Source organism: Arthrobacter sp. 05L421, from assembly GCF_056397785.1.
On record NZ_JBFTOC010000003.1, the window covers coordinates 89,376 to 115,377 of the forward strand.

Genomic DNA, 26,002 nt, shown 5'->3' on the forward strand with positions numbered 1-26,002 from the left:
CATTACTGCTTCTCTGACACCGCAGCCGGCTCTGCAGCTTGCTCTGGCGCGGGCTCTGTCGGCTTGAGTATCCGGCGCAGGATTTTTCCTGAGGCCGACTTTGGCACGGCCTCGATGAACTCCACCCGGCGGATCTTCTTGAACGGCGCCACCTTGGCCGCCACGAAGTCCATGACGGCCGCCGCGTCGAGGGCATCGCCGTCCGCGCCGGGCTGGCGGACCACGAACGCCTTGGGCACTTCCTGGCCGTCGGCGTCGAGGGTTCCGATCACCGCGGAGTCCGCGATGCCTGGGTGCGTGAGGAGCAGTGCCTCCAGCTCTGCCGGGGCGATCTGGTAGCCGTTGTACTTGATCAGTTCCTTGAGCCGGTCAACGATCGACACAACCCCATCCGCCCGTACTGTAGCGATGTCTCCGGTGTGCAGGAAGCCGTCCGCGTCCAGGGTGTCGGCGGTTTCCTGCGGCCGGTTGAGATAGCCGAGCATCACGTTTGGCCCGCGGCACAAAAGGTGCCCCGGCGCGCTGGTTCCTTCCGCGGGAACGGGGATGTCCTCTCCCGTGGCCGGGTCCACGAGCCGGCACTGCATGTTGGGCACGGTGTGGCCCACAGAGCTGACGGGGACATCGCGGCTGTCACGCGGGATGAGGTGCGATACCGGGCTCATCTCGGTCATGCCGTAGCCCTGCAGGACCCGGCAGCCGAGCCGTTCGGCCAGGCGGGTGCCGAGCTCACCGTCCAGCGGCGCCGCGCCGGAGAGGGTGGTGTGCACCGAGCCGAGGTCGTACTCGGCAACCAGCGGGTGCTTAGCCAGCGCCACCGCCACGGGAGGTGCGATGAACAGGTAGCTGCACCGGTGCTCCTGGATGATCCGCAGGAACTCGGGCAGATCGAACCGCGGCATTGTGACCAGCCTGGCCCGCTGGCGCAGGGCGAGGTTCAGCAGCACTGTCAGCCCGTAGATGTGGAAAAACGGGAGGAGCGCCAACAGCCGGTCCTCAGAGCCGACGCCGAGCAGCCCCCTGGCCTGTTCCACGTTGGCGATCAGATTTCGGTGGCTGAGCATGACGCCCTTCGGCCGGCCCGTGGTGCCGGACGAGTAGGGCAGCACGGCCACATGCGTGGCCGGATCGAAGGAGACGCGGGGCGCCGGTGCGCCCATGGCGAGCAAGTCACCCAGCGAGGGGTGGCCGTCGGCGCCGTCGAGCACCACCAGCCGTGACGCCGGGATCCCGGTCCGTTGGGCGGCCTCCCGGGCGGCCGGCAGCAGCGCAGAGACGGTGAAGAGCCAGCCGGCGCCGGCGTCGGTGAGCTGGTTGGCGATCTCGTCCGCCGTGTACAGCGAGTTGATGGTGGTGACCGTGGCGCCGGCCCGGAGCAGGCCGTGGAAGACGGCCGCAAAGGCGGGGACGTTGGGGCACAGGATGGCTGCCACTCCGTTGACCCCGAGGCCCTGGGCGGCCACGGCACCGGCGAGGGCATCGATCTGCCCACGCAGTGCCCGGTACGTCGTTTCCGCACCGCTGGCGCCGTCGACGACGGCGACCCGGTCCAGGTCCTCCTCTGCCAGAGCGCCGAAGAGGTAGTCGTAAATGCCGAGGTTGGGAACTTCGACGTCGGGGTACGGGCTTGAAAACACGCAACATCTCCTTTGATCCGCGTCCGCCCGGGCTGTCGGCGGCTGGTGTCACTCTAATGCCGGGGTGTAGCTCCGGGACAGGACGGCACGGCCTTGACTGTGAATCGAAACTTGATCAGGATCACCCCCTCCCGTGGGCAGCCTCACCGCCCGTAGGGCCGTCCGGAACAGGGCCGCCCGATAAAATGGGAAGTGCCCTGCGATGGTGCGGACATCCAAGAACCCATCTACCCAAGGGAACCCCCATGATCGCTCTTCAGCGCCGCCAGCTGGTTGGCCACGACATCCTCCTGGCCCGGCACGGCAACCACATCAGCGCCATGCGCGTGGACCGCAGCGCCGGCCGCGTTGTCGCGTTCCTGGACGACGGATCAACCGACAGCGCCCCCAACGTGATTGCCCCGGGCCTGCGCATGCCCGACACCCTGCGCAGCGTGCTCCGGGACGACTGGAAGTTCCTCACCGCGATCAGCGCGTGCGGCGCGGGGCTCGGGAGCCTGATGCTTGCCGGCTCGGCCGCCGTCGCAGGCATGAGTGGCGATCCCGCGATGGTTCAGATACTGACCGCGTACTCGGGATACTGAGCCGCCCGGCCGCGGGCGCGGGTCCAACGCTCCGTCCCAGTTGCCGGCCGCGGGACATCGCGGCGGCCGGGGAAACCGCGGTATCCCGCGGGCGCACGGCTGCGGGAGCCGATGTAACTGGGAAGGAACGTGGCGGGCGGCGGTCCGCGGGCAGCGTCAATCCAGCAGCAGGGCCGGCTCCTCCAGGATGGCGGCGACGTCGGCCATGAAACGGGCCGAAAGGTCACCGTCCACCACCCGGTGGTCGAATGAGCCGCCGAGAGTGGTGATCCAGCGCGGAATAACTTCGCCGTCCAGGACCCAGGGCTTTTGCTTGATGGTGCCGAACGCCACGATCGCGACCTCGCCCGGGTTGATGATCGGCGTGCCGGTGTCGATCCCGAGGGCGCCAATGTTGGTCACGGTGAGCGTGCCGCCCCGCATCTGGGCGGGCTGGGTCTTGCCGGCGCGCGCCGTGGTGGCGAGCTCGTTCAGGGCCAGAGCCAACTGCTTGAGCGAAAGGTCCTGGGCGTTCTTGATGTTCGGCACCATCAGTCCGCGGGGCGTGGCGGCCGCGATGCCCAGGTTCATGAAGTGCTTGACGTGGATCTCCGCGGAATCGCTGCCGTCCGGGTTGTCCACCCAGGTGGCGTTGACACTCGGGTTTCGCGCTGCCGCCCAAATGACCGCCTTGGCCAGGATCAGCAGCGGGGAGACCTTGATGCCTTCGAAGTCGCGGGAGGCCTTCAGGCGCTTGACGAATTCCATGGTGCGGCTGGCGTCGACGTCCACAAAGATGCTGACGTGCGGCGCCGCAAAAGCCGATTCGACCATGGCTTTCGCGGTGGCCTTGCGGACCCCCTTGACCGGGATCCGCTCGATCCGCTGGTCCTGCGGGCGGCCGGACTTGCCCCAGAACGAGTCCGCCTTGTCCACCTCGGCGTCACGCTGGGCCTGGTAGCTCACCAGGTCCTCACGGGTCACTTCACCGCGGGCGCCAGTGGGGACGACGTCAGCCAGGTTGATCCCGAGGTCCCGGGCGATCTTGCGGACCGGCGGCTTGGCCAGCACCTTGCCGACCAGGCCGCTGATGGCACCGCCCAGCGTGGGGCGCAGGTCAACGGAGTCCGCCGGGCCGGAGGCCTCTGCAGCCGGGTTGCCGACGGCGACCGGGCTGATCCAGATGTCGTGGGCCTCCACGGGCTCCACAGGCTCGACCATCGGGGCGGCAGCGCCGGGGCCGGCCGTGGCCGCCGGGGCGGATATCCGCCGGCGGCGCTTGACGGCGTCGGCCTTGGGACCGGAGCCCACAAGCGGGCCACCGGCGGGGCGCCCGGCGGCTTCGCCGGCGTCGGAGGTGTCAGCCGGCAGCGTGCCGTACATGGGCGCCGCGGCGGCCTGCTCCGGGGCGGGAGCGGCCGCGGCAGCAGGTGCCGGCGCGGCCGGTTCCGGGGCGGCGACGGCGTCGCTCACACTGATGATCGGCGTGCCGACATCCACCGTGACTCCCTCGGGAACCAGCAGTTCCGTGACCGTCCCGGCGAACGGCGAGGGCAGTTCCACCAGGGATTTGGCCGTCTCGATCTCGCACAGGACGTCGTTGATGGCCACGGCGTCGCCGGGCTTGACCTTCCAGGCGACGATTTCGGCCTCGGTCAGCCCTTCGCCGACGTCGGGAAGGTTGAACTTGTTGAGCGTCATGGGTCCTCGTCAGTACGCCAGGGCGCGGTCCAGCGCCTCAAGGATGCGGTCGATGTCCGGCAGGTAGTCTTCTTCGACCTTGGCCACGGGATAGGGCATGTGGAATCCTCCGACGCGGATGACGGGGGCCTCCAGCGAATGGAATGCCCGTTCGCTGATCCGGGCGGCAATTTCGCCACCAATGCCGCCGAAGGTGGGGGCCTCGTGGGCCACGATCAGCCGGCCGGTCTTCTGGACCGATGCCGTGACGGTGTCGAAGTCGATCGGCGAGATGGAGCGGAGGTCGATGACCTCGACGCTGTGGCCGTCCTCGGCGGCGGCCTCCGCCGCTGCCAGGGCCACAGGCACCAGCGGCCCGTAAACGACGACGGTCGCGTCGGTTCCCTCGCGGAGCACATGGGCCTTGAAGGGGTCCGCGGACGCGCCGGGGGTCTCGGTGTCGACCTCGCCCTTGAGCCAGTAGCGGCGTTTCGGTTCGAAAACGATGACGGGATCCTGGCAGTCGACGGCCTGCTGGATCATCCAGTAGGCATCGTGCGGATTGGACGGCGTGATGATGCGCAGGCCGGCCGTGTGGGCGAACAGCGCCTCCGGCGATTCGGAGTGGTGCTCGATCGAGCCGATGCCGCCGCCGTACGGGATCCGGATGACGACAGGAACGGTCAGGTTGCCGTTGCTGCGCGAGTGCATTTTGGCCAGCTGGGTGGTGATCTGGTTGAACCCCGGGAAGACGAAGCCGTCGAACTGGATCTCGCAGACAGGCTGGTAACCGCGCAGGGAGAGGCCGATCGCGGTGCCGATAATGCCGGATTCGGCCAGCGGGGTATCCACGACGCGGTCGGCGCCGAACTCGGTGATCAGACCGTCGGTGACCCGGTAGACGCCGCCGAGGGCCCCGATGTCCTCGCCCATCAGCAGCGAGCGGGGGTTGTTCTTCAACGTGGCCCGCAGGCCCTCGTTGATGGCTTTGGCAATGGTCATGGTGGTCATTACTGGGCCGCCCTGTCTGTCCGCTCCGCCTGTGCCGGATCTGCTTTTGCCTGTCCGGTTTCGGCGTCGGCGAACCCTGCGCTGTATTCCTCGAACCAGGCCAGTTCCTCGGCCACCAGCGGATGGGCCTCCACATACGTATTGGCGAAGGCAGTCCGGATGTCCGGGGTTTCGAGGTCGTAGGTGGTCTTGCGGACGTAGGCTGCGAGCTCGTCGCCGTCGGCCTTGACCTGGTTGAAGAAGGCGTCGTCCGCGAGGCCCTCGGCGCGGAGATACTTCTCCAGCCGTTCCAGGGGGTCCTTGGCCCGCCACAGGCTTTCCTCGGCGGATTCGCGGTACTTGGTGGGGTCATCGGCCGTGGTGTGCGCCCCGACCCGGTAGGTAAAGGCCTCGATCAGGACCGGACCGTTGCCTTCGCGGGCCTGCTCCAGCGCCCACTCGGTGACGGCGTGGACGGCGATCACGTCATTGCCGTCCACCCGGATGCCGGGGAAACCGTAGCCCTTGGCGCGGTTGGCGAGCGGGATGCGGGTCTGCACGGAGCTCGGCACCGAGATGGCCCAGTGGTTGTTCTGGCAGAAGAAGACCACGGGCGCCTGGTAGGAGGAGGCGAACACCATGGATTCATGGACGTCCCCTTCGGAGCTGGCGCCGTCGCCGAAGTACACCATGACGGCGGCCTTCGGCTCCACGGCCTGTCCTGCTTCCCCGCCGGCCACGGCGTTGGCGGCTGCCAGCTTCTGGTCCCGCTGGATGCCCATGGCGTAACCGACGGCGTGCGGGGTCTGGGCGGCCAGGACCAGCGTGTAGAGGTGGAAGTTCGTGTCCTTCGGGTTCCAGCCGCCGTTGGAGACGCCGCGGAACTGACGCAAGAGCTCGGCCAGGTCCACGTTCCGTGTCAGGGCCACGCCGTGCTCGCGGTAGGTCGGGAAGATGTAGTCCTGCGGCTGGCTGGCCCGGCCGGAGCCGATCTGGGCGGCTTCCTGTCCCGTCAGCGGAACCCACAGGGCCAGCTGGCCCTGCCGCTGCAGGGCAGTGGCTTCCACGTCGAAGCGGCGGATCTTGGCCATGTCCGCGTAGAACCCGCGCAGCATGGCCGGATCCAGCTTCTCGGCGTACTTTGAGAAAACCGGATCCGAGCCCAAGGTGCCGTCAGGGGCCAGCAACTGCACCATCGGTTCGGCCGGGGCGCCCAATTGGGCTTCCGCCTCCGCCTCGAGCTGGTCATCCATCTCGGTTCCGTTGAACTCGGTAGAGGGCAGATGTGTGGCGCCCATACCGTCTCCTTGCTTGCCGCATCCGAATGCGCCGCAATCGCTGGGATATATGCCGGACTGGGAATACATTCCGTATCCGGCATATATTTTGGCTTACTGGTCCTTACTTTATCCGCACAGGGCGGACCGATCGTGCCGTGTTAAGCGCTAGGAACGCTGTGGCGGCTTTGTATAGATCGCACAGAGCTCCAGGAACCGGGTGTTGGCTTCCGTTTCGCCGATGCTGACCCGGACGCCCTCGTTGCCGAAGGCGCGCACGGACAATGCCCGCTCGGCAGCCAGGGCGGCGAACTCCGCACTGTCTGCGCCTAAATTGAGCCAGACAAAGTTGCCTTGGGCCTCCGGAACGAACCATCCGAGCTCCCGGAGTCCGGCCGTGACCCGGTCCCGCTCGTCCACCAGGCTTTGTACCCTTTCTACAACATCAGCGAAATGCTCGATCGACGTGACGGCAGCCGTCTCCGCGATTTGGGACACCGCGAATGGTGTCGCGGCTACCCGCAGGTGCTGCGTCAGGTCGGGCCGGGAGACGCTGTAGCCCACGCGGAGTCCGGCGAGGCCGTGCGCCTTTGAGAACGTCCGGAGGACGACGACGTTGGGGTACTTCCGGTACATGGCGATGCCGTCCACGGCGTCGCCGGCGCGGACGAATTCCTGGTAGGCCTCGTCGATGACCACCACGACGTCGGCCGGAACGGCGTTGATGAAGCGCTCCGTTTCCTCCGTGGTCAGGATGGGTCCGGTCGGGTTGTTGGGCGTGCACAGCAGGATCATCCGGGTCCGGGCGGTCACTGCGGCGGCCATGGCGTCCAGGTCATGGCGCCCCTCGGCCGTCAGCGGGATCCGGACGCTCTCGGCGCCCGCCAGCCCAACACAGATCGGGTAGGCCTCGAACGAGCGCCAGGCGTAAATGACTTCGTCGGCCTTGCCGTCGTCGTTCTGGCCGGCGAACGTGGCCAGCAGCTGGTTGAGGGCGCCCAGGCTGCCGGCGCCCGTGACGATGTCCTCGGCGGGAACGTCCAGGAAGCGGGCGAGCGATTCGCGTAGCTTGCTGCTGAGCGGATCGGGGTAGCGGTTGAAGTCGGTCTGCGCCGCGATGGCCTGCTGCACTGCAGGGATCGGGGGCAGGGGGTTTTCGTTGGAGGACAGCTTGTAACTGACCAGGCCTTCCACGGGGACGGGCGGTTTGCCGGCCGCGTAGCGGGGAAGGAGGTCTACCACCGGACGGGGCCTGATGCCCCCGGCCGGGTTCTCTGATGAAGTCATGCCAACTAGCCTACTTCGGGTCGCTAGTGCTGTTGGGGGATGGCCGCCGCAACAAAGGGGAAGATGGTCCCTGCCGCCGTCGCTGGGCGTATGACAGCATGGGGCCATGCGCTCATTCATCGTACGAGTCATCATCAACGGGCTGGCCTTGGCGATCGCCTGCTGGATCCTCACCGGGCTGGATATTTCCACCCAGAGCGACGGCACCATCAGCCTCATCCTGGGCTACCTGTTCATCGGCCTGATCTTCGGCCTGGTCAATGCCTTCGTCAAGCCAATCGTCAGCATCCTGTCGCTGCCGATCACCATCCTGACCCTGGGCCTGTTCACGGTGGTCATCAACGCGGCGATGCTCTACCTGACGTCCTGGATCAGCAGCTACACCACCGTGCACTTCACCATCGACTCGTTCTTCTGGACGGCCGTGTTCGCCGCCATCATCATCAGCGCGGTGTCCCTCGTGGCCAGCTTCCTTCCCGCCCTCGACCGCTAGAGGCTCCCGGGCCCTGCCGCGGTCCAGAACCCGCGGGCGGCCCGGGGGCCGCGGATGTTCCCCGCGGTGCCGGCATTCCTTGTGATGCCGGCCGGGCCTCGCGCCGGAGCGCGAACCGGGTCACCGTCGCCGCCCCGCCGGTTCCCACCACTGCGGCCAGCGCAGCCGTCGAGTCCTGCAGGGTGTTGTCCCGGCTTGCCGAGACGAGCGCTGCCCCGTCCGCGTAATTCTCCAGCCGGTGCCCGGGACCCAGGCCGAAGTCCTGCAGCGGCGGCACGGCTAGCGGGTTGGTGAGGGTCACGGTCACCCGGTTCCGGGTGTCCGGGTTGGCCAGTCCGTCCGCTCCCGGCACCCAATCCTGTTCGTGTTCCAGGTGCAGGCTGCGGATCCCCGGCCCCGGGCTGATCCCGCCCACCGGCGAGCCCGCCGTCAGCACGAATTTGAGATCGTACTCGTCCAGGGCCGCCCGGTCTTTGCTGAGGTTCATGGCATGGATCCCGCCCTGGCTGTAGCCGACAGCCACAAGCTGGTCGCCGGCCTCGGCTCCGGCCTGCTGCAAGGCCTGCCGGATGGCGGCTGCCGTCCATGCCGAGTCGTAGCCCAGGGCCTCGGCGATTCCGGCGGGGTCAAAGGGGTTGGTGCCTTCCGGCTGGCCGCCCTGCTGGGTCCCGGGGATGATGACCACCCACGCGGGCCGGGCCCGGGTCGCGCCGTCAACCTCGATGACCTCGATCCGGCCACCCTCCTCCCCCACCGCCCCGGCGCGGCGCAACAGCCCGGCCGGTGAGAGGTCGACGTCGGCCGAAAACGTCTCGCGGCCCACAATCCTGACGGGCCGGGGCTTGAGGAACGTGAGCCCGGGCGCGTCCGAGGCGTCCCGGACCAGGCGGCGGATGTCAGTGGGCCCGCTCAGGGCTCCGGCGACGGCGGCCAGGGGCCCGGGCAGGCCGAGCAGCACAGCGAGATTCCGGGGCGCCATGGCGATCCAGTCTTCAACGATGCCGCGCACCTCTGGCAGGGCGAAGGGCGCCGGCGCGGCACCGAATTCGGAGCCGTACTCAGAGCCGTACTCAGAGCCGTGAAGCCCCATCCGCAGCAGCAGGGCATTCCGGGCCTCGGCGTATTCGTACTCGCGGTGGCTGGCGCGGACGTCGTCGCCGATGCGCTGGAGTTGTGACCGGACGCGGCCGACATCCCGGCCTGCTTCCCCCACGGCGATGATGGCGTTGCTGCCGCTGGTGTACGAGTCGGACTGATAGGGGAAAAGCGCGCGCCGGGCGGCGTCGGCCTCCACTTCCACCGACTGCAACTGCCGGACCAGCCCGTCCAGTGCCGCAGCACCGGCCAGCAGTTCCTCAAACTGGAAGCTCACCCCGCCGACTCCGCCCCGGATCCGCAGGCTGCCGTCAGCCGGCTGCGCCGACACCCCCGGCGTGCCGCCGGCACCTGCCGGGGTCACCTCGGCCATCAGGGGCCCATCCGGTCCGGTGGCTGCGCCACGTTCCGGGCGTGCCGGAGCACCACGGCAACAGCATCGAGGAGGGAGTCCCGGCTTCGGCGCAGCGCCGCCGCGTGCAAGGACAGGGCCAGCCGGTAGGCGCGGCCGGCCGGCGACTGCCACGTCTGCAGCTCAAGGCGGCCCAGGGCGGCCAGCACCGCGTCCGCCTCATCGGCGCACCGCGAAACGCGCGCGGCCAGCTGCTGGACTTCATAACTGCGTGACGCGCACTGGAGGGCATCGGCGGCCGTCACGCCAAAAACAGCCACGCTGCCTCCCGGTCCGTGTGACATCCAACTGCCGTGCGTCATCCAACTGCCGTGCGTCATCCCGCTATTCATGAACCGACGCTAGCTTGCGGCCAGGACCGGCTGAAGAGCGCCGACCGGCTATGTGGATAACGCCCCGGACAGCAATCCCGTACGGGCCGGCAAAGTCACACGGACCGGTGCGCTTAAGGCCCGGCGGCACTTCGTGAAAGAATCGGCACATGCCTGAAACTGCCGCCACAGCTGATACCCGCACGCCGTCCGGACGCCGGGCCCTCGCCGCGTCCGACCACCAGATCGCGCTCGGCCCGCTGGATGGCCGCTACCAGTCCGCCGTCGCGCCGCTGGTGGACTACCTTTCCGAGGCGGCCCTCAACCGCGACCGCGTGGCCGTGGAGGTCGAGTGGCTGATCCACCTGACTGGCAACAGCGTCCTGCCCGGGGCCGGCCCGCTCACGGCGGAACAGCAGCAGCAGTTGCGCGCGATCGTCACGGAGTTCGACGCCGGCTCGGTCACGGAACTGGCCGAGATCGAGTCCGTGACGGTGCACGACGTCAAGGCCGTCGAGTACTACATCGGCCGCCGCCTGCCGGGCATCGGGATCGATCACCTGACCGCCATGGTGCACTTCGGCTGCACCTCCGAAGACATCAACAACCTCTCCTACGCCCTGGGCGTCAAGGGCGCCGTGGAGGACGTGTGGCTGCCCGCTGCCCGCGCCCTGGTTGCCCAGATCAGCGCCATGGCCGAGGACAACCGCGCCGTGCCGATGCTCTCCCGCACCCACGGCCAGCCCGCCACGCCGACCACGCTGGGCAAGGAACTGGCCGTCATGGCGCACCGGCTTGGCCGGCAGCTGGACCGGATTGCCCGGACCGAATACCTCGGCAAGATCAACGGCGCCACCGGCACCTACGCCGCCCACGTTGCCTCCGTCCCCGGCGCCGACTGGGAGCACGTCGCCAAGAGCTTCGTCGAAGGCCTCGGCCTGGCCTGGAACCCGCTGACCACCCAGATCGAAAGCCACGACTGGCAGGCCGAACTCTATGCCGACGTCGCGCGTTTCAACCGCATCCTGCACAACGTCTGCACCGACATCTGGAGCTACATCTCGATCGGCTACTTCGTGCAGATTCCGGTGGCAGGCGCCACCGGTTCCTCGACGATGCCGCACAAGGTGAACCCGATCCGGTTCGAAAACGCCGAGGCAAACCTCGAGATCTCCTCGGGCCTGCTGGACGTGCTGGGCTCCACCCTGGTCACCTCCCGCTGGCAGCGCGACCTCACCGATTCCTCCTCGCAGCGCAACATCGGCGTGGCGTTCGGCCACTCGCTGCTCGCCATCTCCAACGTCGCCAAGGGCCTGGACCGGCTCAAGGTTGCCGAGGACGCGCTGGCCGCTGATCTGGACACCAACTGGGAAGTCCTCGGCGAGGCGATCCAGATGGTCATGCGCGCCGAGGCCATCGCCGGCGTCGAAGGCATGGAGAACCCGTACGAGCGGCTCAAGGACCTGACCCGCGGGCAACGCGTGGACGCTGCCCGGATGCAGGAATTCGTCCAGGGCCTCGGCCTGTCCCCCGACGCCGAAGCCCGGCTGCTGGCCCTGACTCCGGGCAAGTACACCGGCATCGCGGACCAGTTGGTGGACCACCTCAAATGAGGCTCCTGCTCATCCGCCACGGCCAGACGCCCGGGAACGTCCTCGGCCAGCTGGACACCGCGCACCCGGGGCCCGGGCTGACCGAACTCGGGGAGCGGCAGGCTGAGGCCTTGTCCCGCGCCCTGGCGAACGAGCGGATCCATGCCCTCTACGCTTCCACCCTGGTCCGGACGCAGATCACGGCCGCGCCCCTCGCCCGGTTGCACGGGCTGGAAACCGAGGTCCTGCAGGGCATTCACGAGATCGAAGCCGGGGCGCTGGAGAAGCTGACGGACCGCGAATCGATCAAGCGGTACATGGCCACCATTTTTTCCTGGGCGGACGGCGATCTGGACCGCAGGATGCCTGCCGGTCCCAGCGGCCGGGACTTCTTCGAACGCTACGACGCCGCGATCGCCGCAGTAGCGGAACGGGCCAACGACGCGGGCGGCCCAGGATCCGTGGCCGTGGTCAGCCACGGCGCAGCCATCCGGGTGTGGGCCGGCTTGCGCGCGGCCAACATCAACCCGGACTTTGCCATCAAGCACGAGCTGGACAACACCGGAATCGTGGCGCTGGACGGCGATCCCGACGCCGGCTGGGAGCTCATCCACTGGGACGACAGCCCCGTGGGCGGCCTGGCCCTGGCGGACCCGACGGCGGAGGATCCCACCGGCCGTCCGGCGTAGCGCAACGCTTACCGGCAGGAAACACGGCCGAAACCGCTGGCGCCTAGCCTTGGATTGCATAACACTTCGGCGAATCGAGGCAGTGATGCAGACCAACCCGCGGCTCAACATCCGTCAGGTCACTTGGGCAAACCCCGTCGGCGCGGACCTGAGGGCCGCCCAGCAGGCGGAACTCGAAGCGCGCTTTGGCCGGCCCGACCACGAACCCGGACCGCCGCCGTCGGAAGCGGACACAGCGGTGTTCCTGGTGGCGCACGACAAAGCCTCGGGCCAGCCGGTGGGCTGCGGCGGTCTTCGCATGCTGGACGCCCAGACCGCCGAAATCAAGCGCCTCTACGTGCTGCCCTACACCCGCGGCTCCGGGGTGGCTAGCTCCATCCTCGCGGCGCTCGAAGCCCACGCCCACGCGCTGGGGGTCACCACCCTGACGGCGGAGGCCGGCTCGGTGCAGACCGACGGACGGCAGTTCTACGAGAACTCGGGCTTTGTGTCCGTGCCGAACTTCGGGCCGTATGTCGGCGTGGTGCACTCCTACTGCTACGCGAAGCCGATCGATTCGCACAGCGCCGCGCACACCGCCATGGCGTAGGTCCCGGCGGCAGCGAAACGGGCGCCGGAGGCCGGGCGCCGGGGGAACGCTGCGTCACACAGCGCCGGCTGCCGCGGACTCGGCTAACCTCGCACTATGGAATCGGCCGACATCACTTTCCGCACCCGCAAATGGGTGCGTCCCGAGGACCTCAACGCCAACGGCACCTTGTTCGGCGGGAGCCTGCTGAAGTGGATCGACGAGGAGGCGGCCATTTACGCCATCCTCCAGCTGGGCAACGGCCGGGCCGTCACCAAGTACATCTCCGAAATCAACTTCGTCAGCTCAGCCGTCCAGGGCGACCTGATCGAAATGGGCCTGACCGCGACCCGGTTCGGCCGGACGTCGCTGACCATGCGCGCTGAAGTCAGGAACATGATCACGCGCCGGAGCATCCTCACCATTGACGAGATTGTCTTCGTGAACCTCAGCGCGTCCGGGAAACCCGAGCCGCATGGCTACACCGAAATCACCTATGACCGGGACCGGATTCCGACGCACCACCTGACCGAGACCCTGGACCAGGACTAGGCCCAGGACGGGGAACCGGACCAGGAGCCAAAACCAGGAGCTAGCCGGAGCCCGGACCGGAGGGGTAGCGGCATCCGATGATGCCGGCCAGCGCGTCCCTTGCAGGCTGGCCACGTTCGGCCAGGGCCAGCCGCATCACGGCCGACGACGCCGCCCGCAGCGCCTGCGTGCGCAGGTGGCGCGCCCGGTTATAGGCCGTCAGGGCCTCGTCTACGGGCCGGGTATTGAGAAACTCCGCAAGGGTCACGGCATCGACCAGCGCTTCACAGGCCCCTCTGCCAAGATTCGGCGTCATCGCGTGGGCGGCATCGCCGATGAGGGCCACCCTGCGGCGGACGTAGCTGCCAAGCGGCGGCGTCGTCCAGACCCGCTGCACCAGGGATGTCTGCGGTACTGCCGCGGCCAGGACCTCGAGGATCCCCGGGGCGTAGCCTGCGTAGCGGGCGCGTGTTTCCTCCAGGACGGCGGCCGCATCCTGGCTCCCGGGTCCTGCGCCGGAGCGGAACGCCGCGTACCAGTTGGTCCCGGCCGCCGCGGGACCAATCCCGAAGAGCTGCCCCCGGCCCCAATATTCGCCCGTGTGCCCGCACCACAGCCGTCCCGGAACCACGCCGCGGACCGCGAGATATGGTGTGGGCCGCGCCCCGGAGCGGGCGCCCCAACAACTGCGGCGGACCGAGCTGTGGACGCCGTCGGCGCCCACCACAAGGCCGGCGGGACCCGGCCGGACGACGTCGATGCGGCCGGATGCCCGGCTCACACTGACCGGGACGGCGGCGTCGAGCAGCCGGATGAGGTCAATGCGGGAAACGCCGATCAGTCCAGTCGCCTGTGCCGCTGTCCACGGCCTGCCGGAAGCCGCGCGGACGCTCATGCCCTCGATCACCGGGCTCGCTCCCGGACCGCGTCCAGGATTCCTAGGCGGCCAAGGGCCCGCTGGGCCGCGGGCCACACTGCAAGTGATGTTCCGACGGCCGGGAGTCCGTCGCGCTGTTCGTTGACTGTGACGTCGAACCGTGCGGGGTCGAGGCTTGCTGCCAGGGCCAGTCCGGCGATGCCGCCGCCGATGATGGAAACCGTCTGCCGGCCGGGAACAGGCGGCGCCGGTTCGGTCACGCCCAGAAATCGTCTGCCTTGGCCGTGTCCTCGAAGAACTCCCGCCCTTCCACGATCTTTCCGTCGCGGACCACAAACGTGATGACGGTGGCCATGTTCAGGGTCTTGCCGTTGCCCTGGGCCTGCGTCTGCTGAATGCCCACGGTGTACTTTTCACCGCCGACGACGTCCTCGAGGTTGGCTTGGAAGGAACCCTGGGATCGGGCGCCGAGCTCGCCGAAGTAGCTCATGATCGCGTCCCGGCCCTGTTTGACTCCGGACAGCACGCCGCTGCCGGCAACGTACCAGACTGCGTCCTCCGCGAACATGTCGCTGAGGGTCGCTATATCCCCTGCGTTGAAGGCCGTGTATCCACGCCGGACCAGTTCAACATTCTCTGCGGTTCCCATGGTCGGACACCTCTCCGTCATCCTTGTCGGTCCTGCTTGTCGGGTCATGCTGGGACGGTTCAAGGGTAGTCCTGACCCCGGTGCCTGTCGACGGAAAATGCGCGCCCCGGCGAGGGGTCCTAGCTGGCTCCGGCCCAGCCCGTGTAGGCCTCCGCCAGGTAGGCGCGGCCGGGGCGGGAGGACACCACGGAATGAAGTTCGCCAAGCTGGCGGGCGCGGGAGAAGTCGTCGGCGTCAGCGGGGGTGTGCAGCATGGAGGTCATCCAGTAAGAGAACTGCTGGGCCTTCCATACCCGGTCCAGGGCTCGCCCGCTGTAGGCGTCAAGGAGCGCGGTGGAGCCGGTGGCGTAGAAGCTGTCGAAGCCCTCAAACAGGACCTTGACGTCGTTTAGCGCCAGGTTCAGTCCCTTGGCCCCGGTGGGCGGCACGGTGTGCGCGGCGTCTCCGGCGAGGAACAGGTTGCCGTGCCGCATGGGGGCGTGGACAAAGCTGCGGAATTTCAGGACCGTCTTGTCGATCACCGGCCCTTCCTTGACCTCGAAGCCGTTGCCGTTGACCCGGCTGCGGAAGGCGTCCCAGATGCGATCCTCATCCCAGTTGTTGACGTCCTCGCTGGGATCGCACTGGAAGTACATCCGCTGGACCGTTTCAGTGCGCTGGCTGATCAGGGCGAAGCCGTTCTCCGAGTTGGCGTAGATCAGCTCGTCGGAACTGCGGGGGGCCTCGGCCAGGATGCCGAACCACGCGAAGGGGTATTCGTGGAAGTACCACTTGCGCTGCGCCTCGGGAATCTGGTGGCGGCAGAGGCTGCGCGAACCGTCCGCGCCGGCGATGAAGTCGGCCTGGAGTTCGTACGCGGCGCCGTCCGCATCCGTAAACCAGACCTTGGGCTTGGCTTCGAGGCCATGGATGGTGGTGTCCGTGACGCCGTACCGGACATCCCCGCCGTCGGCCTTTCGGCGCGCGGAGAGGTCCAGGAACACGTCCGTCTGCGGGTAGAGCCACACCGATTCCCCGACGAGGTCCTGGAAGTCGATCCGGTGGCTTTCGCCGTTGAAGCGCAGCTCGATCCCGTCATGGCGGTCGCCGTCGCGCAGCACGCGGTCGGAGACACCACTGTCGACGAGCATGTTGACCGAGCCATGCTCCAGGATGCCAGCGCGGACCGTCTCGGAAATCTCCTGGTGGCTGCGGAGTTCGAGGACGGTGGATTCGATGCCGGCCTTGGCCAGCAAATGGGACAGCATGAGCCCGGCCGGGCCGGCACCCATGATGGCTACCTGCGTGTTAATGACTTTTCGCTGTGCCATGTGCGTCTCGCTTCGCTGCGGGGTCCGGGGACCGGGGGCCGTTGTCGTCTTCCGGCTTACAGTGTGCTCCCGAAGGCGTGATGCGCGTTACAATGATTCCGCTGAATGGAATGATGTGCTCTGCCGGGTCTCACCAAGCCGCCGCCCGATCCCGCGGGCTGCGGTCTGGAGGGCGGGAACGAGCGCCTGGAGGCGCACTTCGCGAAGGGGAACGACGACGCCGAGGGCCGCGACGGCGCGCTTCTTGCGGTCCAGCACGGGCACGGCGATCCCCCATGTGTCAGGGTCTACGACACCGGCGAGTTGCGCGTAGCCCTGGTGGGCGGCCTCGCCGAGGAGGGCGCGGAGGTCTTCGGGGACCAGCCGTCCGGTCGGATCGCTGAATCCTTCGAGGTACTCAGCCTGGACGGTTCGGGGCTGGTTGGCCATGAGCACCAGTCCGGCGGACGACACGTGCACGGGCATCCGGCCGGCCACCTGCGCGCGGTTGGCGACGGAGCCGCGGCGGGACAGCCGCTCCACAAAGAGCGCTTCCCGGCCGTCCAGCACGGCGAGGTTCACGTTTTGGTGGAGCACCTGCTGAATGTCCTCCATGAACGGCAGGGCGGCCTGGCGGAGTTCAAGCGTGGGGGAACTGCGGTTGGCGAGCTCCCAGAGCCGCAGGCCCAGGCTGACGGAGCCGCCGGAGCCGACCTCAAGCAGGCCGTGCCCGGCCAGCTGCCGGACCAGCCTGTGCGCTGTGGTCAGCGGGAGCTCCGCCCGGGCGGCCAGCTCCGAGAGCTGCAGGACGGCGGCACCCTCCGGAAAGGCGGCAATCAGCCGCAGGATCCGGTCCACCACCGAGTCTCCGGAGTTCGAATTGGCCACGCTCTTCCTTCCATTGAATGGGTTTTAGTGTCCCACGCAACACCCTCGAGTGATAGAACTCTCACAATAGGAAGGGTCCCGCCAACACCGGCCGGCCGCCCGGAATCACGTAAATTCTAGCGCTGAGGTAACAATGTCAATGTCGTCATTGGGAAACAAATCACGGTGGCCCGTGTGGCTCTGCTGGCTGGCCATGGTGCTGGACGGCTTTGACCTGGTGGTGCTCGGCACGGTCATTCCCACCCTCATCAAGTCGCAGGAACTTGGCTTCGACGCAGTCGGGGCGACGTTCGCGGCGACCATCTCCTTGGTGGGCGTGGGGCTCGGGGCGCTCTTCATCGCCCCGCTCTCGGACCGCCTCGGCCGGCGGAACCTGCTGGTGGCCTGCGTGAGCTGGTTCTCCATCTTTACGATCGCCGTCGTCTTCGCACCGAGCGTGGCCTGGTTCAGCACATTCCGGCTGCTCGCCGGCCTCGGCCTGGGCGCCTGCCTGCCCGCCGCGCTGGCCTACATGAACGACTACGCACCTGCCGGAACGGCCGGAAAGTCCACCACCCGGACGATGACCGGTTACCACGTGGGCGCCGTCGCCACGGCGTTCCTGGCCCTCATGGTGATTCCCAGCTGGCGGACCATGTTCGTGGTGGGCGGCCTGGCCGGCCTTGCCCTGGTCCCCTTCCTGTGGTTCAAGCTTCCGGAAACCCTCCCGCCGGTCATCCACATCCCCGCGGCCGTGAAGTCCCCGGCCGCAACGCCTGCCGGAAAACCGGTCCGCGCGGAAACGGCGCCGGCCACACTCCCGGCTCCGGCAGCGGAAGAACGCGCCAGCTTCCGGGACCTGGGCCGGAAGCCCTACCCGCTGATCGCAGCCGGCGTGGCCGTGGCGTCCTTCATGGGGCTGCTTCTGGTCTACGGCCTGAACACCTGGCTGCCGCAGCTCATGGCCTCGGCCGGCTACAGCCTGAACGCCGGCCTCGCCCTGCTCCTGGTCCTGAACGTGGGCGCCGTCGTGGGTCTCCTGATCGCCGGGGTCCTGGCGGACCGGCACGGCACCAAGAGGATCGTCCTGCTCTGGTTCGGTCTCTCCGCCGTGTTCCTCGCCGCACTCAGCATCCAGATCCAGAACGAAGTGGTGCTCTACGCCGCCGTCTTCGTCACCGGGGTGTTCGTCTTCAGCTCCCAGGTCCTGGTTTACGCCTGGGTCAGCCAGCTCTTCCCGGTCCGGCTCCGCGGGACCGCCCTGGGCTTCGCCGCCGGCGTGGGTCGGCTGGGAGCCATTTTGGGCCCGGCCGTCACGGGCGCCCTGGTCGCCGCCGGGATTGCCTACCCGTGGGGCTTCTACGTTTTCGCCGCCGCCGCAGTCCTGGCGGTCCTCGCCCTCGCCTTCGTCCCGCAGACCGTCGTGGCAGCCTCCCGCACCGGCGCCAGCGTGGGGCACTCCTAGGAGAAGCGCCCGGGGGTCCTCGCCCCCTGGCGGCCCTGCAGCCGGCGCCACGCCCCGGGCGCCAGCACGACGGCGATGCCGACGGCGGCACCGATGATCGTCTCCACGATTCTGTCGCGGAGCAAAAGGCCGGGCGGCACGGGTGCCACGAGGAGTGTGGACGTCAGGGCCAGCGGCGTGACGAAAACCTGCGCCAGCAGATACTGCCGCGCGATGAACATCTCGGCGCCGAACTGGCATGCGGCGATCACCAGCACGGTCTGCCAGGGCGTCGGCTGCAGGAGCAGGATTCCGGCGAGCAGCACCAGCCCCAGGGCGGTGCCCGCGATGCGTTGCAGGCCACGACTGACACGGTGCCGGGTGGTGTGGCCCACGAGCGGTACGACGGCGGCCACCATCGCCCAGTAATTGTGGCCAATGCCCAGCCATTCCCCGGCCAGGGTCCCCACTGTTCCCGCCACGCCTGCCGCCACGAGGTAGCCCCAGCTTTCGTGCCACGCGATGCGCTTCTGCTCCGGCGTGAGGCCCGCCGGACTCGGATTCACCCACGGGGTCCGGCGATTCCGGGCCACCCGCGAGGACTGGCCCAGCAGCAGGGAGAACGCGACTGTGAGCACCGCGACGAGCATGCACTGCCATAGCGGCGGCTGGTTGGGGATCGACGCGATGGCCGCGAACGCAAAGATATGGAACAGCGAACCCGCAGGGCGCAGGCGCCACCACGCGACAACCAGGGAGCAGGCCCACGCGATCACCGTGGTGGCCACCACCAGGACCCAGGTGGTGGCTGCCGCAGAAAGCCCGGCAAGGGCGTCCACGCGCGCCGTGAGGGCGGCCAGGAACATCACCAGGAGCATCAGCCCACCGCCCCGCACCTGGAGGGTCAGCCGCCTGGCGTGTGGCTCATTGCGGCCGTAAATCCCGGTGAACGCTCCGAAGGAAGCGAAGATTGCCAGATCCAGGCGGCCCAGCAGTACCAGGGTGATCAGCGGAACAAAGACCCCCACAGCGCAGCGGAAGGCGACCTGGTGGTCCTTATTGCCCGGGGCGATGGTGAACATCTCGGAGAACAGCTTCACCGCGCCGGCCTCACAGCGTCAGGCTCCCAGCGCCAGCTCCACGGCGGTACGACTTCACGGAGTGCCTTCACGGGGGTGTCTTCACGGGTTGGGCTCCTTTTCGCAGCGGTCGGAGTGGTACGACGGCGGCGCTGGCATCCACGTCGGAGTCTACGCCGGAACGGTGCAGCACAGGCATCGGAATCCATTGATCGGGATCGGCCGGGCGCCCGCGAAGTGGTAGCGTCTATCGGTTGAAGCAAGCCAGCAACGCACACCGGAGGTTCCCAATGCTCAAAGGATTCAAGGATTTCATCCTGCGCGGCAACGTGATCGAACTTTCCATCGCCGTCGTGGTCGGCACCGCGTTCACGGCCCTGGTCAGTGCCTTCACCTCGAACGTCGTCAACCCGATCCTCGCTGCCGCCGGCGGCGTCGAGACCCACGGCTTGGGCTTCTACGTCTGGCCGGGCAACGACAAGACCTTCGTCAACATCGGCGCCGTGGTGACGGCCTTCCTGACCTTCCTCATCACCGCCGCGGTGGTGTATTTCATCTTCGTGGCCCCAATGAACCGGATCAACCGGATGGTCAAGAACCGGCTCAACGCCGCGGAGCCCGAGGAGAAGCCGATCCCTGCCGACACCGCGCTGCTGGCCGAGATCCGCGACCTCCTGGCCACGCTGGCTGGTCCGGCGTCCGACGGCGGCCGCGCCCGCGCCGGGGAGCGCCCGGACGGGAACGCGCCGGCGGCCGTCCCTGCCGGCGTCGCAAGCCGCCAACAGGCGTAAAACCCCGCCCCGTCCCGTCCGAAACTTTCACCCGGCGGCAACCCGGCCGAAACAGCTGGCCGGAATCATGGGAACATGACGCGCACCGCCGCAGGCAAAAACCTTGCCAGAACCCCTGCCAAACCCCAGTCCCCCGCCGCCTCCGAGTTGAGCTGCGAAGTGTGTGGCCAGATGCCCGAACCGACCAAGGCGCGGCTGACCTTGGCCAATGTGGCCGTGATGCTTCCGATTGAATTGCTGGTCCACGCGGCCGTGGTGGGAACCCACCTGCCATACGTTGCTAAGGTCCTGGTTCTGACCATGACCGCGACCATCCTGGTGATCTGGGTGGCCGAACCCTCGGCAGCCCGGATGCTCAGGGGCTGGCTGCATGCTCCGGCCCTCCGCCACCGCAAACGGCTGGTCGCCGCACCTGCCCTGTGGCGGGCGCGGACCGTACTGAGGGACAAGCCCGGGTCGCTGCAGAAACTGACGCAGGCCCTGGCCGGACTGGACACGAACATCCTCAGCATTCATGTTCACCCCGTGGCCGGCGGCGTGCTGGACGAGTTCGTGCTCTCGGCACCGGGTGAGGTGAGCGAAGCCGAGCTGCTCCGGGCGCTGCGGGCGGGCGGCGGAGCGGATCCGCATGTCTGGCCGACCACCGCCCTGGCCATGGCCGACGGGCAAACCGGCGCACTGAGTTTGGCCGCCCGGATCGCCGCCAGTCCGGAGGAGCTGCCGCTGGCCGTCGCGGAACTCCTGCGGGCACGGATCATCCCGGGACCGGCCGCCGGCAACGCCGAAGTGCCACCACGGACGGGCGGGGACGGGACGATCCTGAAAATCCCTACGGCGTGGCACGGGCCCATTGCGTTTTCGCGGCCCGGTGAGCCGTTCACGCCGGCCGAATCCGCCCGCGCGCACCGGCTGGCCGAGCTCGCCGAGATCCTGGCGCACCGGACCGCGGCACGCTAGCCCCGGCCGGGCCGGAAATCGAAGCGGCTGGCCGGGTCAGACGCCCGTCATCCGGATGGTCAGGGCCTCGTGCTCCACCGTGACTTTGAGGTGCTTGGCCTTACCGAGGGGGTCGCCGTCGAGCTGGAAGTCCTGCTCGTGGGCGAGCTCGATTTCCGCTGACTTTCCGGCGAAGTATTCCACCGACGTGTTCTTGGGGTTGGTCCGGCCGAAGACGCCGGCCAGCACGCCCAGCCAGCCGAGCCGGCCGACGGGGGCGAGGATAACGACGTCGAGGATGCCGTCGTCGACCTTGGCGTCGGGGAAGATCTCCACACCGCCCATGATCTTGCCGCAGTTTCCGACCATGACGCTGCGGATCCGGCGCCGCACGGCGTGCTGGCCGTCCATGCTGATTTTTGCCCTGATCGGCTTTCCCGGCAGGTGCCGGATGCCCGCCTCGACATAGGCGAGCCAGCCCACGCGGTCCTTGAGTTCGTCCACGGTGTTGGCCATGATGGCGGCGTCATAGCCGAGACCGGCCATGACCAGGAAGATGTGTTCCTTCTCGGCATGGTCCAGGGTGGCCTTGACCACGTCCACCTTGGTGTCCGCGCCACTGAGGACGTCATAGCTGGCGGCCACGGGGTCGGTGATGTCGATGCCGAGGTTGCGGGCCAGCAGGTTGCCGGTGCCCAGGGGCACCAGGCCCATCGGCGTTCCGGTGCCCGCGAGGACCTCCGCCACGCAGCGGACCGTTCCGTCCCCGCCCGCCGCGATCACGACGTCGACTCCGGCATCCAGTGCCTCGCGCGTCTGGCCAATCCCGGTGTCCTCCTTGGTGGTCTCCAGCCACAGCGGCTCGGCCCAGCCCTGGGTCTCGCACAGGCGGAAGAAGGAGGCACGGAAGCTTTTGCCGGGAGACTTCATGGGGTTGATAACCACGGCGGCGCGCCGGGAAGCTGCGCTGTCCGGGGCCTCCGGAGTCGCGGTGTTGTTCTCTGTCATGGCGTCCTTAGGGGCAATTGGGCCAGGTAGTACCCGAACTGAAATCCTAGCCGCAGTGCCTGCGTAACCTCCGCAGGGCCAGCCCAAATCGTGGACGTGCGCTCCGCCACCTCACTAGACTGGGCTTCGTGATGTTCCGGGGGCTGCACTCCGGACGCCGAAAGCGGGGGCAGATGACTGAACCAGAGAAGTATTCAGCAACGGCTGAATCATCCAGCATGGATCCCCACGACTGGGGCCGGGCGATGGCACTGGCGCTCACGCGGCTGGCCGAGCAAATCGCGCCCGATGACAGCGAGGACATCCATGCCCTGGTGGTGGGCAGGAACTTGCACCTGAAAATCAGTGATGAGCCCGGTGGCGTCACCATCACGGTTTCCACAGAGCCCATACCAGACACCGCACCCTGACGGCTCTCCTCCCAGACAGCCGGTCAGGACTATGTTTCACCGTCCCGAGGTCAGGTCCTCGGAGATGACTTCGGCCGTGGCCACCGTGGCCTCACGCACGGCTTTGAGGTAGGCCTCGGGGTCCGCCTGCGCGGACACCGCCTGGGCCTGCAGCGAGACGTTGATCGCCGCCACCACCTTGGGCCCGTCATGGACCGGCGCCGCAATGGACATCAGGCCCAGCTCCAGTTCCTGGTCCAGCAGGCACCAGCCCTGGGCTCGGACCGTGTCCAGCTCCGCCAGTAGGGCCGCCTGCGTACCGATGGCTCCCGGCGTGAGGGCCTGGATCGCGGCGGCCGCAAGGTAGTCCTCCAGCTTGGCCGGCGGGAGGGCCGCGAGCAACACCCTGCCCATGGACGTCGCGTAAGCGGGGAAACGGGTGCCCACCGTGATGCCGACCGTCATGATCCGCCGGGTGGACACGCGGGCGATGTAGGCGATGTCTGTGCCCTCGAGCACCGCGGCCGACGTCGACTCCCCCAGTTCGAGCGAGAGCTCTTCCAGGTGCGGCTGGGCCAGCTGCGGCAGGGACAGCCCGGACAGGTAGGCGTAGCCGAGCTGCAGCACTTTGGCGGTGAGGGCGAAGATCTTGCCGTCGGTGCGGACATAGCCCAATTCCGCGAGTGTGTGCAGGAACCGCCGGGCCGTGGCCCGGGTCAGCTCGGTCCGCGCCGCGACCTCGGTCAGCGTCATTTTGGGGTGATCCGTGTCGAACGCACGGATCACGGCGAGCCCGCGCGCCAGCGACTGCACGTACTGGTCGCTGGCCGCGGGCGCGCCGCCGCTCTTGGCTGGCTCAATCATTTCTCGCCTCTCGGTCCCGCATCACTTTAGCGGGGCACACGTCATCCGGCCGCAGGACTGTCAGCGTGGGTCCGCGGCCCGGAGCGGCACGGGGACCATGGCCTGAAGTTCCTCAAGCGTGCAGCCGAACGTCTCGCGCACCTGGACGCCGTCGGGTCCGGTCAGGAAGACGGCCTTGTCGGTGTAGACGCGGGTGACGCAGCCGATTCCGGTGAGCGGGTAAGTGCAGGCCTCGACGATCTTGGATGCGCCGTCGCGGGTCAGGAGCGTCATCATGACGAAGACGTCCTTGGCGCCTGTGGCGAGGTCCATGGCGCCGCCGACGGCGGGGATCGCGTCCGGCGCCCCGGTGTGCCAGTTGGCGAGGTCCCCCGTGGCCGAGACCTGGAAGGCGCCGAGGACGCAGATGTCCAGATGCCCGCCGCGCATGATCGCGAAGGAATCCGCGTGGTGGAAGTAGGACGCCCCGGGAAGCTCGGTCACGGGGATTTTGCCGGCGTTGATGAGGTCGCCGTCGATCTGGTCCCCGGCGGCTTCCGGGCCCATGCCGAGCATGCCGTTCTCGGTGTGGAGCGTGATGTTCTGCCCCGGCTCGAGGTAGTTCGAGACCAGGGTGGGCTGGCCGATGCCGAGGTTCACGAAGGATCCGGGGGCGATGTCGCGGGCCACGAGGCGGGCGAGATCATCACGGCCCAGGGGTTTGTCGGAGGTCTGGATCGTCGTTTGGATGCTCATCTCAGGCCACACTTTCTGTGTTCACACGAACGACGCTGTTGACGTAGATTCCGGGGGTCACGATGACTTCCGGGTCCAGGCTGCCGGTGGGGACGATTCCGGACACCTGGACGATGGTGTGTTTCGCGGCGGCGGCCATGATGGGACCGAAGTTCCGGGCGGTCTTGCGGTAGACGAGATTGCCCCTGCCGTCTGCCGTGAGGGCCTTGATGAGGGCGACGTCGGCGTGGATGGCGGTCTCGAAGACCTGCCACTTGCCGTCCAGATAGCGGGTTTCCTTGCCCTCGGCGAGCATGGTGCCGTAGCCGGTGGGCGTGAAGAAGCCGCCGATCCCGGCACCGGCGGCACGGATCCGCTCGGCCAGGTTCCCCTGCGGGACGAGTTCGAGCTCGATCTCGCCGGCGCGGTACTTCTCATCAAAGTGCCAGGAGTCGGACTGCCGCGGGAAGGAGCAGATCATCTTCCGCACCCGGCCTTCCTTGATGAGCAGGGCCAGGCCCTGGTCGCCCTGGCCGGCGTTGTTGTTCACCACGGTCAGGTCGGTGGCGCCGCCGTCGAGCAGCGCGTCGATCAGTTCGAAGGGCTGCCCGGCGTTGCCGAAGCCGCCGATCATCACGGTGGAGCCGTCATTGATGCCGGCGACGGCCTCGCCGACGGTGTCAATAAAATTCAGCATGGCCTAGCCCTTAACTTCCGAAGTTACGTTCTCGAGCACGACGGCGAGGCCCTGGCCGACGCCGATGCAGATCGCGGCGACGCCCCAGCGCTCACCGGAGGCCTGCAGGGACCGGGCCAGGGTGCCGAGGATCCGCCCGCCGGAGGCGCCGAGCGGGTGGCCCATGGCGATCGCGCCGCCGTGCCGGTTCACGATGGAGGGGTCGATGCCCCAGGCGTTGATGCAGGCCAGGGACTGCGCGGCGAACGCCTCGTTCAGTTCGACGGCGCCCACCTGGTCCCAGCCGATGCCGGCCTTGGCGAGGGCCTTGTTCGCGGCCTCGACGGGGGCGTAGCCGAAGTACTGGGGGTCGTTGGCGTGCGCGCCGCGCCCGGCGATGCGGGCCAGCGGCTCCATACCCAGGATCCCGGCGGCGGCCTCGGACCCGAGCCAGGCGGCGGAGGCGCCGTCGGAGAGCGGGGAGGCGTTCCCGGCGGTCACGGTGCCGTTCCCGCTCCGGAACACCGTCTTGAGCCCGGCGAGTTTCTCGGCCGAGGACCCGGCCCGGATGCCCTCGTCGCGGACCAGGTCCGTGCCGGGGACCGGGGCGACGAGGTTGTCGTAGAAGCCCTCGTCCCAGGCCGCGGCGGCAAGGTTGTGCGAGTCCGCGGAGAACTCGTCCTGCGCCTCCCGGCTCACGCTGTACTTCTCGGCCAGCCGTTCGGTGGCCTCGCCCAGGGAGATGGTCCAGTCCGTGGGCATGGCCTGGTTCACCAGCCGCCAGCCCAGCGTGGTGGAGGCCAGGGTCAGATCCCCGGCCGGGTAGGGCTTCTCGGTTTTGGGCAGAACCCAGGGGGCGCGGGACATCGACTCGGTGCCGCCGATCAGCATGAGTTCCGCGTCGCCGGTGTTGATCTGGCGGGAGGCGATGATCGCCGCGTCCAGGGAGGAGCCGCAGAGCCGGTTGACCGTGGTGCCGGGGACCGAGACCGGCAGCCCGGCCAGCAGGGTGCCCATCCGGGCGACGTTGCGGTTTTCCTCGCCGGCGCCGTTGGCGTTGCCGAAGACCACCTCGTCGATCCGCTCGACGTCCAGGGCCGGGGCGCGCTTGACGATCTCCCGGATCACGTGGGCGGCGAGGTCGTCCGGGCGGACGGCTGCGAGGCCGGAGCCGAACTTGCCGAACGGGGTCCGGACGGCGTCGTACACAAATGCCTGGTTCATAGCTGTTCCTCTAATTCCGTCTGAGATTCCCAACTAGGTAGCAGTTAAGGCCGTTATGACGGCTCAAAAC

28 protein-coding genes are annotated in these 26,002 nt (G+C 68.2%); 10 read left to right on the forward strand and 18 right to left on the reverse strand.

All coding sequences use genetic code 11. The annotated features are described in order from the left end of the window. Nucleotides 1-2: 2 nt before the first annotated feature. Complete coding sequence (locus AC1DKQ_RS05295; RefSeq protein ID WP_476918388.1) at nt 3-1,637, reverse strand: AMP-binding protein; 1,635 nt, start codon at nt 1,635-1,637, stop codon at nt 3-5. Nucleotides 1,638-1,882: 245 nt separating this feature from the next. On the opposite strand from AC1DKQ_RS05295, the gene AC1DKQ_RS05300 reads away from it, so the two are divergent. Further along, a complete protein-coding gene (locus AC1DKQ_RS05300) occupies nt 1,883-2,221 on the forward strand; it encodes a hypothetical protein (protein WP_476918389.1) in 339 nt (112 codons plus the stop codon). A 156-nt stretch (nt 2,222-2,377) separates the two neighbouring features. Here AC1DKQ_RS05300 and AC1DKQ_RS05305 read toward each other — a convergent pair whose 3' ends face one another. The 4 genes from AC1DKQ_RS05305 to AC1DKQ_RS05320 all read right to left on the reverse strand — a co-directional run bounded on the left by AC1DKQ_RS05305 (nt 2,378) and on the right by AC1DKQ_RS05320 (nt 7,434). After that, nucleotides 2,378-3,901 carry a dihydrolipoamide acetyltransferase family protein gene (locus tag AC1DKQ_RS05305; RefSeq protein ID WP_476918390.1) on the reverse strand — a complete coding sequence of 508 codons (1,524 nt, stop codon included), beginning with the start codon at nt 3,899-3,901 and terminating at the stop codon, nt 2,378-2,380. Nucleotides 3,902-3,910: 9 nt separating this feature from the next. Beyond that, nucleotides 3,911-4,891 carry an alpha-ketoacid dehydrogenase subunit beta gene (locus AC1DKQ_RS05310; protein ID WP_476882999.1) on the reverse strand — a complete coding sequence of 327 codons (981 nt, stop codon included), beginning with the start codon at nt 4,889-4,891 and terminating at the stop codon, nt 3,911-3,913. Beyond that, nucleotides 4,891-6,168, reverse strand: coding sequence for a thiamine pyrophosphate-dependent dehydrogenase E1 component subunit alpha (locus AC1DKQ_RS05315; RefSeq protein WP_476918391.1), 1,278 nt, complete (start codon nt 6,166-6,168; stop codon nt 4,891-4,893). Before AC1DKQ_RS05315 ends, AC1DKQ_RS05310 begins: the two co-directional genes overlap by 1 nt. Before the next feature lie 147 nt (nt 6,169-6,315). Further along, a complete protein-coding gene (locus AC1DKQ_RS05320) occupies nt 6,316-7,434 on the reverse strand; it encodes a histidinol-phosphate transaminase (protein WP_476918392.1) in 1,119 nt (372 codons plus the stop codon). Nucleotides 7,435-7,540: 106 nt separating this feature from the next. Here AC1DKQ_RS05320 and AC1DKQ_RS05325 point away from each other — a divergent pair, with 106 nt between their 5' ends. Next, nucleotides 7,541-7,927, forward strand: coding sequence for a phage holin family protein (locus tag AC1DKQ_RS05325; RefSeq protein WP_377984209.1), 387 nt, complete (start codon nt 7,541-7,543; stop codon nt 7,925-7,927). Here the strand turns inward: AC1DKQ_RS05325 and AC1DKQ_RS05330 are convergent. Next, entirely contained in the window at nt 7,878-9,395 is a 1,518-nt protein-coding gene (locus tag AC1DKQ_RS05330) for a hypothetical protein (protein WP_476918393.1), read from the reverse strand. The genes AC1DKQ_RS05325 and AC1DKQ_RS05330 overlap by 50 nt on opposite strands. Next, nucleotides 9,395-9,694, reverse strand: coding sequence for a hypothetical protein (locus AC1DKQ_RS05335; protein WP_476918394.1), 300 nt, complete (start codon nt 9,692-9,694; stop codon nt 9,395-9,397). Before AC1DKQ_RS05335 ends, AC1DKQ_RS05330 begins: the two co-directional genes overlap by 1 nt. A gap of 221 nt (nt 9,695-9,915) precedes the next feature. Here AC1DKQ_RS05335 and purB point away from each other — a divergent pair, with 221 nt between their 5' ends. From purB to AC1DKQ_RS05355, 4 genes are all read left to right on the forward strand, one after another. Further along, complete coding sequence (gene purB / locus AC1DKQ_RS05340; protein WP_476918395.1) at nt 9,916-11,358, forward strand: adenylosuccinate lyase; 1,443 nt, start codon at nt 9,916-9,918, stop codon at nt 11,356-11,358. Next, the gene (locus AC1DKQ_RS05345; protein WP_476883005.1) at nt 11,355-12,026 is read left to right on the forward strand and encodes a histidine phosphatase family protein; all 672 of its coding nucleotides are present in this window, start codon (nt 11,355-11,357) and stop codon (nt 12,024-12,026) included. Before purB ends, AC1DKQ_RS05345 begins: the two co-directional genes overlap by 4 nt. Before the next feature lie 85 nt (nt 12,027-12,111). Further along, nucleotides 12,112-12,615: a GNAT family N-acetyltransferase gene (locus tag AC1DKQ_RS05350; protein ID WP_377984214.1), complete on the forward strand. Its 504-nt coding sequence runs from the start codon at nt 12,112-12,114 to the stop codon at nt 12,613-12,615. A 96-nt stretch (nt 12,616-12,711) separates the two neighbouring features. Next, entirely contained in the window at nt 12,712-13,146 is a 435-nt protein-coding gene (locus tag AC1DKQ_RS05355) for an acyl-CoA thioesterase (RefSeq protein WP_377984215.1), read from the forward strand. A gap of 40 nt (nt 13,147-13,186) precedes the next feature. Here AC1DKQ_RS05355 and AC1DKQ_RS05360 read toward each other — a convergent pair whose 3' ends face one another. The 5 genes from AC1DKQ_RS05360 to AC1DKQ_RS05380 form a co-directional block, all read right to left on the reverse strand. Then, the gene (locus AC1DKQ_RS05360; protein WP_476918396.1) at nt 13,187-14,020 is read right to left on the reverse strand and encodes an FAD-dependent monooxygenase; all 834 of its coding nucleotides are present in this window, start codon (nt 14,018-14,020) and stop codon (nt 13,187-13,189) included. 8 nt (nt 14,021-14,028) lie between these two features. Continuing rightward, nucleotides 14,029-14,262 (reverse strand): FAD-dependent oxidoreductase, encoded by a 234-nt coding sequence (locus tag AC1DKQ_RS05365; RefSeq protein ID WP_476918397.1) that lies wholly within the window; start codon nt 14,260-14,262, stop codon nt 14,029-14,031. Further along, a complete protein-coding gene (locus AC1DKQ_RS05370; RefSeq protein ID WP_476883007.1) occupies nt 14,259-14,651 on the reverse strand; it encodes a nuclear transport factor 2 family protein in 393 nt (130 codons plus the stop codon). The genes AC1DKQ_RS05365 and AC1DKQ_RS05370 overlap by 4 nt, the downstream gene beginning before the upstream one ends. Before the next feature lie 119 nt (nt 14,652-14,770). After that, on the reverse strand, nt 14,771-15,961 hold the full coding sequence (locus AC1DKQ_RS05375; RefSeq protein WP_476918398.1) for a 4-hydroxybenzoate 3-monooxygenase: 1,191 nt from the start codon (nt 15,959-15,961) through the stop codon (nt 14,771-14,773). 87 nt (nt 15,962-16,048) lie between these two features. Beyond that, nucleotides 16,049-16,828 carry an IclR family transcriptional regulator gene (locus AC1DKQ_RS05380; protein ID WP_476883009.1) on the reverse strand — a complete coding sequence of 260 codons (780 nt, stop codon included), beginning with the start codon at nt 16,826-16,828 and terminating at the stop codon, nt 16,049-16,051. Nucleotides 16,829-16,961: 133 nt separating this feature from the next. On the opposite strand from AC1DKQ_RS05380, the gene AC1DKQ_RS05385 reads away from it, so the two are divergent. Further along, nucleotides 16,962-18,272 (forward strand): MFS transporter, encoded by a 1,311-nt coding sequence (locus AC1DKQ_RS05385; protein ID WP_476918399.1) that lies wholly within the window; start codon nt 16,962-16,964, stop codon nt 18,270-18,272. On the opposite strand, the gene AC1DKQ_RS05390 is transcribed toward AC1DKQ_RS05385, so the two are convergent. Next, entirely contained in the window at nt 18,269-19,351 is a 1,083-nt protein-coding gene (locus AC1DKQ_RS05390) for an FUSC family protein (RefSeq protein ID WP_476918400.1), read from the reverse strand. The genes AC1DKQ_RS05385 and AC1DKQ_RS05390 overlap by 4 nt on opposite strands. Nucleotides 19,352-19,620: 269 nt before the next feature. On the opposite strand from AC1DKQ_RS05390, the gene mscL reads away from it, so the two are divergent. Beyond that, nucleotides 19,621-20,121: a large conductance mechanosensitive channel protein MscL gene (gene mscL, locus AC1DKQ_RS05395; RefSeq protein ID WP_476918401.1), complete on the forward strand. Its 501-nt coding sequence runs from the start codon at nt 19,621-19,623 to the stop codon at nt 20,119-20,121. A gap of 75 nt (nt 20,122-20,196) precedes the next feature. After that, nucleotides 20,197-21,078, forward strand: coding sequence for an amino acid-binding protein (locus AC1DKQ_RS05400; protein ID WP_476883013.1), 882 nt, complete (start codon nt 20,197-20,199; stop codon nt 21,076-21,078). A 36-nt stretch (nt 21,079-21,114) separates the two neighbouring features. Here the strand turns inward: AC1DKQ_RS05400 and AC1DKQ_RS05405 are convergent, their stop codons facing one another. Then, nucleotides 21,115-22,065: a diacylglycerol/lipid kinase family protein gene (locus tag AC1DKQ_RS05405; protein ID WP_476883014.1), complete on the reverse strand. Its 951-nt coding sequence runs from the start codon at nt 22,063-22,065 to the stop codon at nt 21,115-21,117. Between the two features lie 173 nt (nt 22,066-22,238). Here AC1DKQ_RS05405 and AC1DKQ_RS05410 point away from each other — a divergent pair, with 173 nt between their 5' ends. Next, complete coding sequence (locus AC1DKQ_RS05410) at nt 22,239-22,475, forward strand: hypothetical protein (RefSeq protein ID WP_476883015.1); 237 nt, start codon at nt 22,239-22,241, stop codon at nt 22,473-22,475. 36 nt (nt 22,476-22,511) lie between these two features. On the opposite strand, the gene AC1DKQ_RS05415 is transcribed toward AC1DKQ_RS05410, so the two are convergent. From AC1DKQ_RS05415 to AC1DKQ_RS05430, 4 genes are read right to left on the reverse strand one after another with little or no spacing between them, the layout of a single operon-like run. Further along, on the reverse strand, nt 22,512-23,318 hold the full coding sequence (locus AC1DKQ_RS05415) for an IclR family transcriptional regulator domain-containing protein (RefSeq protein ID WP_476883016.1): 807 nt from the start codon (nt 23,316-23,318) through the stop codon (nt 22,512-22,514). Between the two features lie 60 nt (nt 23,319-23,378). Beyond that, nucleotides 23,379-24,053, reverse strand: a complete 675-nt coding sequence (locus tag AC1DKQ_RS05420; RefSeq protein ID WP_476883017.1) for a 3-oxoacid CoA-transferase subunit B — start codon at nt 24,051-24,053, stop codon at nt 23,379-23,381. Between the two features lies 1 nt (nt 24,054). After that, entirely contained in the window at nt 24,055-24,729 is a 675-nt protein-coding gene (locus AC1DKQ_RS05425; RefSeq protein WP_476883018.1) for a 3-oxoacid CoA-transferase subunit A, read from the reverse strand. A 3-nt stretch (nt 24,730-24,732) separates the two neighbouring features. Then, nucleotides 24,733-25,932 (reverse strand): thiolase family protein, encoded by a 1,200-nt coding sequence (locus tag AC1DKQ_RS05430; RefSeq protein WP_476918402.1) that lies wholly within the window; start codon nt 25,930-25,932, stop codon nt 24,733-24,735. Between the last annotated feature and the right edge of the window lie 70 nt (nt 25,933-26,002).